This window comes from Stenotrophomonas pictorum JCM 9942 (genome assembly GCF_001431585.1).
Lineage (GTDB): Bacteria > Pseudomonadota > Gammaproteobacteria > Xanthomonadales > Xanthomonadaceae > Stenotrophomonas > Stenotrophomonas pictorum.
The window spans coordinates 1-8,880 of sequence record NZ_LLXS01000052.1; the positions used below are offsets into that span (position 1 = coordinate 1).

Genomic DNA, 8,880 nt, shown 5'->3' on the forward strand with positions numbered 1-8,880 from the left:
TAGCCCGCATGGCCGCTGGCGTCGCTGGGCATCAGGTCCGGGGTGAACTGCCCGCCCGGGTAATCCGGCTCCAGCGCCTGCGCCACGGCGGGTACCAGCGGCGTCTTGCCCAGCCCCGGCACGCCTTCGATCAGCACATGGCCGCCGGCCAGCAGCGCGATCAGGATCTGGTCGAGCACATCGGCCAGGCCGATGTGCTCGACCAGATCCTGATCGCGCTGCTGGCCGGCGGCCATGTGCTGATCGAAGGCGTGCCGGGACTGGGCAAGACGCTGCTGGTACGCGCGTTGGCGCAGGCGCTGGAGCTGGATTACGCGCGCGTGCAGTTCACCCCGGACCTGATGCCCAGCGACGTCAGCGGCCATGCGGTCTACGACCCGAAGACCGAGAGCTTCAAGATCCGCCGCGGCCCGGTGTTCACCAACCTGCTGCTGGCCGACGAGATCAACCGCGCCCCGGCCAAGACCCAGTCGGCGCTGCTGGAAGTGATGCAGGAAGGCCAGGTGACGATCGAAGGCCGCGGCTTCGCGCTGAGCCCGCCGTTTTTGACCCTGGCCACGCAGAACCCGGTCGAGCAGGAGGGCACCTACCCGTTGCCCGAAGCGCAGCTGGACCGTTTCCTGCTCAAGGTGCTGATCGACTACCCGCAGCTGGAGGACGAGAAGCAGATGGTGCAGGCCATCACCACCGGCCGCACCGCCAGCGACTTCAACCTGGCGCAGGTGCCGCGCGTGCTCAGTGGCGCCGATGTGGTGGCGCTGCAGAAGGCGGTGGCGGCGATCACCGTCGATCCGCAGGTGGTGGACTACGCGGTGCGCATCGTGGCCGCCACGCGCAAGTGGCCGGGCATCGCGCTGGGCGCCGGTCCACGCGGCAGCATCGGCCTGGTGCGCGCCGCACGCGCGCAGGCGGTGCTGGCCGGGCGCGATTTCGTCACCCCGGATGACGTGCGCGAGATCGCCCGGCCGGTGCTGCGCCATCGCATCACCCTGGCACCGGAACTGCAGATCGAAGGCCAGTCCACCGACGATGTGCTCACCGCGCTGCTGGCCAAGGTGGAGGCACCGCGCAAGTGAGGCCCGCCCCGCTGCTGCTCGCGCTGCTGGTGCTGTGGGGACTGCTGGGCGTGCCGGCGGCGCTGCATTACCTGCCGTTGCCACTGTGGCAGGCGGTGGCGGGCGTGATCGCCCTGCTTGCGCTGCTGGATGGACTGCTGCTGTGGCGCCGGCCCACCCCGCAGGTGCGACGCGAGCTGTCCGATTCACTGGCGCTGGGCGTGGAACGCGAAACCTGGCTGCAGCTGGATGCCTTCGGCCGCCAGTGCGTGGACGTGTTCGACCTGCTGCCCGATGGCTGGAACAGCCAGGGCCTGCCACGCCGGCTGACGCTGGCGCGCGCCAGTGAAACCCGTTTCAGCTACCGCTTCACCCCGGCCAGCCGCGGCACCTTCGTGTTCGATGGCGTGCACCTGCGGCTGCATTCGCCCTTGCGGTTGTGGCGCCAGCTACGCCTGGCCGGCACGCCGCAGACCGTGCGCGTGTATCCCAACTTCGCCCCGCTCACCCGCTTTGCGCTGCTCAGCGCGGAAATGGCCTCGCGCCTGGTCGGCGCCCACCTCAAGCGCCGCCGTGGCGAAGGCACCGATTTCCACCAGATGCGCGAATACCGGGTCGGCGACAGCCTGCGCCAGATCGACTGGAAGGCCACCGCACGCGCACGCAAGCTGATCTCGCGCGAGTACCAGGACGAGAAGAACCAGCAGCTGCTGATGCTGATCGATACCGGCCGCCGCATGATGGCCGACGACGGTGGCCTGTCGCACTTCGATCATGTGCTCAATGCCGCGCTGGTGGTGTCGTATCTGGCGCTGCGCCAGGGCGATGGCGTGGGCCTGTTCGCCAGCGGCGGGCAGACCCGCTGGGTGGCACCGCAACGTGGCATGGGTGGGATCGATGCGCTGCTGCGCGCCAGCTACGACCTGCAGCCGCAGCCGGTGGCCACCGACTATCTGGCCGCCGCCACCGAGCTGTCGCTGCGCCAGTCGCGCCGTGCCTTGGTGATGCTGGTCACCAATGTGCGCGACGAGGACATCGAGGATCTGCTGGCCGCGGTGCGGCTGCTGCAGAAGCGTCACCTGGTGTGCGTGGCCAGCCTGCGCGAACGGGCGCTGGATGAGGCACTGACCCGCGAAGTCGACACCCTGGCCGACGCGGTGCAGGCCGGCGCGATCGCCCGCTATCTGCAAGAACGCAGCGAGGCGCACGAAGCGCTGCGCAGCCACCGGGTGATGGTGCTGGATGTCACCGCCGAGGAGTTGCCGGCGGCGCTGGTGGAACGCTACCTGGCCGTGAAGCGCGACGGCCTGCTGTAAGCAGCGATGTAGACAGCGAAAGCTGTAGTGCCGGGCCAAGCCAGGCATTGCCTGAGCGGAGCATGGCCTGCGCCAAAGCGGCCATCGCACTCCATTGCGCACGCATCTTCTATCGCAGGATTTTGCATGTTTCCGCTGCGATGTCGTTGCAGCGCAAGACGCCCTGCATCACCGCATGCATACCCACATGATCACCGACACACCGTGGTAACCACCATGTAATGCTCGGACAAGAGAATCCGCCCCGCCTACCGCTGTACGGAAATTCTCTGCTCGATGAACGCTCGTCTCGTCACCCGCCGCCAGCTACTGCTCGGCGCAGGTGGTCTTGCCCTGCTGGCCGGCATGGCGCCGCGCAGCCTGCTTGCAGCTCCCAGACTCAACGCGAACCCTTTCACCTTGGGCGTTGCCGCCGGTGATCCATTGCCCGATGGCTTTGTCATCTGGACCCGCCTGGCGCCGGAGCCCCTGCAGCAACACGGTGGCATGCCGATGACCCCGATGCAGGTGCAGTGGGAAATTGCAGAGGATGAGCATTTCTCGCGTGTCGTGCAGCGCGGTGCGCATATCGCACGCCCCGAGCTGGGCCACAGCGTGCATGTCGAAGTGGCGGGGCTGGCCGCACAACGACCGTACTGGTACCGCTTCCACCTGGACGATGCCAGCAGCAGCATCGGTCGTGTCCGCACCGCACCAGCCGCTGGCAGCACGCCGGATGCACTGCGCATCGCCGTGGCCGGTTGCCAGCATTACGAAGCCGGCTACTTCTCCGCCTATCAGCACTTGGCCAATGATGGCGAGCTGGACGCACTGTTCCACTACGGCGACTACATCTATGAAGGAAAAGCCGGCAAAGGCGTGACCCTGGACGGTCGCAAGATCATGGTGCGCGAGCACCTGGGGGAGGAAATCTACGATCTGGCCGACTACCGTCGCCGCTACGCCCAGTACAAGAGCGACACCGATCTGCAGGCCGCACACGCGGCGGTCGCTTTCATCCCCTCGTTCGACGACCACGAGGTGGACAACAACTGGGCCGGCGAGTTCGATCAGGACGGTACGCCGCCCGAAGCTTTCCTGCTGCGCCGCGCTGCGGCACTGCAGGCCTGGTACGAGAACATGCCGGTACGCCGCGCACAGCTGGCGCGCCCGCATGGCCTGAGCATGCACCGTCGGCTCGACTACGGACAATTGCTGCGCATGCATGTGCTGGATACGCGCAGCCATCGCAGCGACCAGTTCTGTGGCAAGCCCGAGGAGCCGCATTGCCGCACCGATGTGGATGGTGAGGACAGCATGCTCGGCAATGCACAGCAGCAGTGGCTGCAGCAGGGTCTGGACAACGACGCACGCTGGAACCTGATCGCCCAGCAGGTGGTGTGCATGCCGCTGGACCGCCGTCGCCCGGATGCCACCGAGCCCGCACTCAGCGATGATGGCTGGGACGGCTACCCGCGTTCGCGCGCGCGCCTGATCCAGGCCATCCAGCAGCGCGGCTTGCGCAATGTGGTGATCGCCACCGGCGATGTGCACCAGCACTACGTCGGCCACCTGCCCTCCAATCCGCAGGACCTGGCCAGCGCCGCGGTTGCCAGCGAGTTCGTCTGCACCTCGATCAGCTCCAACGGCGATGGCGGCCTACTGCGCAAAGGCCAGGAACACTACCTGGCACAAAACCCGCACATCAGCTTCAACAACGCGCAGCGCGGTTACCAGATCTTCGATATCCGCGCCGACCGCTGGAGCACCGAGCTGAAGGTAGTGGACCGCGTCGAACGCCCGGGCGGACAGCTGTCCACCGTCGCCCGCTTCCAGCTCAGCCCCGACCGGCCGCAGCCCGAACGCATCTGACCGAATTGCCGGCGCGCGCCGTGCACCCTCGCCGTTTTCTCCCCGATTGGAAAGCCACGCCCATGACCGTATCTCCGCGCCTGCTGCGTACCGCGCTGCTGCCCGCCAGCATCTCGCTGGCGCTTGTCCTGTCAACCCCGGCCTTCGCCGCCGTACCACAGACCGCCCCCGACGCCACCCAGCTCGATGCCGTGCAGGTGGTGGCCGGCTCCATCCAGCAAGGCCAGGAACAGATCGAGATCCGCCGCAACACCGACGGCATCGTCGACAGCCTGGTGCAGGACGATACCGGCGATCTGCCCGATCAGAACATCACCGAGGCGCTGCGCCGCGTGCCCGGGGTCGGCACGCTGTACCGTGACGACGAAGGCCAATTCATCACCATTCGCGGCATCACCCCGGATCTCAACCACACCATGATCGACGGCATCACCATGATCTCGGTGGGCGATTCGGGCGATGGCACCCGCCGCGTCGACATGGGGATGATCCCCAGCCAGGTGGCACGCCGCACCGACATCTACAAGACCTTTACCGCCGACCTGGAATCGGGCTCGGTCGGTGGCGTGGTGAACCTGGTGCCGCGCAGCGCATTCCAGAACGGCGGCAAGGATGCCTTGATCGTGGACGCGCAGCTGAACTGGGCCGATTACAACACGGTGCCCAACACCAACAACCTGCACGACGACCACCGCAACAACCTTGGCAAAGGCCTGAGCGCGCTGTGGTCGACGGTATTCGGTGCCGATGGGCAGTGGGGCCTGACCCTGGCCGCCAACGCCGGCACCCAGCAGCGCGACCTGACCAAGTACAACGCCAACGGCCTGATGTTCTTCGACCAGTCCGGCAAGAAAATCGCCTCGCCATCGGCACCGGGCTGGAACGGCTACCGCGCCGTACCCGACACCGCGCGCAGCTATGACTTCAACAACCGCGTCTCCGACCGCAAGGGCATCTCCGCGCGCCTGGAGTGGAAGCCCAACGACAGCAGCTACCACTCGCTGCTGCTGTACGGCTACGGCCAGGACTACACCGAGAACCGCAACGAATACAGCCTCAACAGCTTGTCGGGCATGCAGAACCAGACCGACGCCTCCGGCACCTTGAGCGTGGGACGGGCCGATACCGCGTTCTACATGGACACCATCGACCGCCGCAGCCGCGGTGCGATCTACCACTCACGTTTCGACTTCGATGAACTCAGCCGCCTGGATGTGCGTGCCGGCTACTCGTTCTCCGGCTACGACAATACGGCTCCACAGGTGCGCTATCGCCTGAGCAATGCCGGTGGCCTGCTTGACTACTGGTTCGATGGCAAGCACTACGGCTTCGACGTGCGCGAACCAGAGCGCTATGGCAACGCCAGCGGCTACAAGCTGGCCAGCGCCTCCACCACCCAGACCGCCTCGGAAGCCGATGCCACCGAGTTCAAGCTGGACTACAGCCACAACATGGACAACGGCAGCCTGGGATGGGGCTGGAAGTTCGGTGCGGGCCTGCGTGACTATGCGCTGGAGCGCGACGTCACGGTGACCAACTACGTCATCAATCCGGTCTTCACCCTGGCCGGCTACAGCGACTACCATTTCACCCCGGGCTATTTCCCGCTGCCGTCGATGGTGGTGGACTACGCCAAGTTCCGCGATGAAGTGCTGCCCACGCTGGGCATCAACGCGGCCTCGTCACTGAAAGCCTCCGGCACGGAAGACTTCCGCTACGACGAGACCATCGGCTGGGGCTACGGCATGTTCGGCTATGCCACCGACAGCACCAAGGTGGTGGCCGGCCTGCGCTACGACAAGGCGGACTACACCGGTCACGCGCCGGAAACCGTCAATGGCGTGTTCGACCCCCGCTTTGTCCCCAGCAAGGGCAAGTACGACCATTGGCTGCCCTCGGCCAACCTGCTGCACAGCTTCAACGACAGCTGGCGGCTGAAAGCGGCCTATAGCCGTACCCTGGGCCGGCCGATGCCGAACCAGATCGCCGAACCTTCCACCATCAACCAAGAAAACCAGACCATCAGCCAGGGCAACCCGGACCTGAGGCCACGCGTGTCGGACAACTTTGACGTGGCGGTGGAATGGTTCATCGATGGCTACGATTCAGCGATGACGCTGGGCCTGTTCCACAAGCAAATCAAGGACGACATCTTCCGCCTGGCCAGCGAGGTGCAGATCGACGGCCTATCGTGGCTGTCCACCCGGCCGATGAATGCCGAGGGCTCCACCATCAGCGGCGTGGAGTTCGGCTACATCAACAACCGCATCCCGCACCTGCCCGGTTTCCTGAGTGACAAGGTGGGCATGTCCACCAATCTGATGTGGTCGGATGGATCGATGGACTACATCGCCAAGGGCCAGCGTCACCAGCTCGACCAACTGGTGGACCAGAGCGAATGGCTGGCCAACCTCGCCGTGTTCTATGCGTTGCCGCAAGGCGGCGAGGTGCGCCTGGCCTGGAACTACCAGAGCGCCAGCCTGACCACACTGGGCGACGAGCCCTATCTCAACCGCGGCACGGACGATTACGACAGTCTGGACTTCAGCCTGCGCCACCACTTCGGCACGCATTGGCTGGTGAAGTTCGACGCGCGCAACCTGCTCAACGAGAAGCGCAATCTGGCCGTGGGCGAGGATCTGGAATGGTGGCGCTCAGAGGGTGAGTCCGGCCGCACCTTTAGCGTGCACCTGATCTACAAGATGTAAAACAAGCAAGGCCCCGCGATGCGGGGCCTTGTCCTGTTCTAGCGTCCCGGCCGATCGATTACAGATAGATGCGGGTGCTGCCCTGCGGCGCGTCATCGATGATCGCGTGCGGCAGGAAGCGGGCGCTGTCGCGGGTGATGCGGCTGTCGTCCTCGCGGATGCCGATGCCGCAGGCCTGATCGCCCACCACCCAGCTGCCGACCAGCGGATAGTTGCCCTCGAACACCGGCAGCGCATGGAACGCCTGCCGGATGCTCGGCCCGGTGTACGGCCCTTCGCTTTCCTGCCAGCGGCCATCGCTCATGTGCATGGCGACATTGGCGCCCTCGCGCGAATGCAGCGGCTTGCGCACCCAGCCGGCCGGCAGCGCGCTGCCATCGTCGAAATGCGCTTCCAGCAGGTTCGGATGGCCCCGATGGCGCTGCCATAGCAGCGGCAGGATGCCCTTGTTGCTCAGCACCGCCTTCCACGCCGGCTCCAGCAGCTGTACGCCGGACTTGGGCAGCGCCGCGCCGAACTCCTCGCGCATCAGGTCTTCCAGCGGGTACAGCTTGAACAGGCTGCCGATCACCCGATCGTCCAGATCGGTGAAACGGCCGTCGGCCGACAGGCCGATGTCCTCGATCGCGATCGCCGCGCCGTGCAGGCCGGCCTGCGCCGCGCAATCGCGCAGGTAATCCACCGTGCCCTGGTCCTCGCTCGACTCGCCCACCGCGCTGAAATACAGCGGCGGCGGCAGCCGCGCCGCCAGTTCGGCAAAGCGCTCCACCAGCGTTTCGTGGATCGAATTGAACTGGTCGGCCTGCAGCGGCAGCGCGCCACGGTTGCGCTGGTCCTCCAGCCATTGCCACTGGAAGAACGACGCCTCGTACAGCGAGGTGGGCGTGTCGTAGTTCAGCTCGTACAGCTTGGCCGGGCCGGTGCCGTCGTAGGCGAAGTCCAGCCGCCCGTACAGATGCGGATCACGCCGGCGCCAGCTCTCGGCGATCCAGTCGCGAAAAGCTTCCGGGATGGCCAGCTGCGCCATCAGCGCCTCGCTGGCCACCACCTCGCCCACCAGATCCAGTGCCATCGCATGCAGTTCGGCGCTGGGATCCTCGATGTCGTGCTCGATCTGGCGCAGGGTGAAGGCGTAGTACGCGCTTTCGTCCCAGTACGGGGCACCGTCGATGGTGTGGAAGCGGAACCCGGCCTCGGCCGCGCGCGCGCGCCAGTTGCCGCGCTCGGCAATTGCGATACGCCTCACCGCATCAACCGCCGACGCTGCTGCGGCCGCCGCTGCGCGTGCCGAAGCCGCCACGGCTGGCGGTCACCGCGCGGTTCGGGGTCGCCGTGACCGGGGCCAGACCGGCCTTGCCGGCACCGATGCCGCTGGCGGTGTTCAGGCCGCCGCTGCCGCCCGGTGCGGGCTTGGCCCAGCCATTGGCCTTGTCCTTGAAGGCCGGCTGCGCGGCCGGGGGGGCGGCCACCGCGCCGCGGCCGCTGTTGAGCATCTGCGACATGAAAAAGCCCATCATCATCGGCCCGATGAACGAGGTGCCGGCGCTGGTGGTCTGCTGCACGCACTGCTCGGCCGGGTATTCCTTGGCACACTCGGCCTGGCTGGCGTACTTGGGCGCGGCGTCGGCCGCCTGCTGCTGCGCGGCGGCAAACGCCGTGCGGCACGCGGACGGATCACCGGTCGCTTCACCGCAGGCCTCCACCGAGGTGTACAGCCCTTCCTGCACCTGTACGGCTTCCTCCTTCTGGCAGGCGGTAAACAGCAGCGGCGCGGCGCTCATCAGCAGCAGTGCGGTGGTCCTGGATCGCTTCATCGTCGATTCCCCGTGAAAGTCGTTTCCGAATGATGCCCGATCCAGCGCATCGGGCGGAAATCGGCAGCGCGGTCAAACTGAATCGGCTTTCAGTTGCAGGCACGCAGACAGCGTCGCGATGGTTGCAGCTGCAACC

At 66.4% G+C, this 8,880-nt stretch carries 7 protein-coding genes; 4 read left to right on the forward strand and 3 right to left on the reverse strand.

Annotated elements, in window-relative coordinates; genetic code table 11:
• Positions 1-236: AAA family ATPase (locus ARC78_RS16445; protein ID WP_199398923.1), on the reverse strand; the 236-nt coding region annotated here is incomplete at its 3' end.
• Between ARC78_RS16445 and ARC78_RS14605 the strand changes: the two genes are divergently transcribed.
• The 4 genes from ARC78_RS14605 (at position 138) to ARC78_RS14620 (ending at position 6,930) form a co-directional block, all read left to right on the forward strand.
• On the forward strand, positions 138-1,076 hold the full coding sequence (locus tag ARC78_RS14605; protein ID WP_057506549.1) for an AAA family ATPase: 939 nt from the start codon (positions 138-140) through the stop codon (positions 1,074-1,076). The two genes, ARC78_RS16445 and ARC78_RS14605, sit on opposite strands and share 99 nt — an antisense overlap.
• Complete coding sequence (locus ARC78_RS14610; protein WP_054658994.1) at positions 1,073-2,371, forward strand: DUF58 domain-containing protein; 1,299 nt, start codon at positions 1,073-1,075, stop codon at positions 2,369-2,371. Before ARC78_RS14605 ends, ARC78_RS14610 begins: the two co-directional genes overlap by 4 nt.
• 276 nt (positions 2,372-2,647) lie before the next feature.
• Positions 2,648-4,222: an alkaline phosphatase D family protein gene (locus ARC78_RS14615; protein ID WP_054658995.1), complete on the forward strand. Its 1,575-nt coding sequence runs from the start codon at positions 2,648-2,650 to the stop codon at positions 4,220-4,222.
• A gap of 62 nt (positions 4,223-4,284) precedes the next feature.
• The gene (locus tag ARC78_RS14620; RefSeq protein ID WP_054658996.1) at positions 4,285-6,930 is read left to right on the forward strand and encodes a TonB-dependent receptor; all 2,646 of its coding nucleotides are present in this window, start codon (positions 4,285-4,287) and stop codon (positions 6,928-6,930) included.
• A gap of 58 nt (positions 6,931-6,988) precedes the next feature.
• Here ARC78_RS14620 and ARC78_RS14625 read toward each other — a convergent pair whose 3' ends face one another.
• Entirely contained in the window at positions 6,989-8,176 is a 1,188-nt protein-coding gene (locus tag ARC78_RS14625) for a glutathionylspermidine synthase family protein (RefSeq protein WP_054658997.1), read from the reverse strand.
• A gap of 4 nt (positions 8,177-8,180) precedes the next feature.
• A complete protein-coding gene (locus tag ARC78_RS14630; protein WP_057506550.1) occupies positions 8,181-8,744 on the reverse strand; it encodes a DUF1190 domain-containing protein in 564 nt (187 codons plus the stop codon).
• Positions 8,745-8,880: the final 136 nt, after the last annotated feature.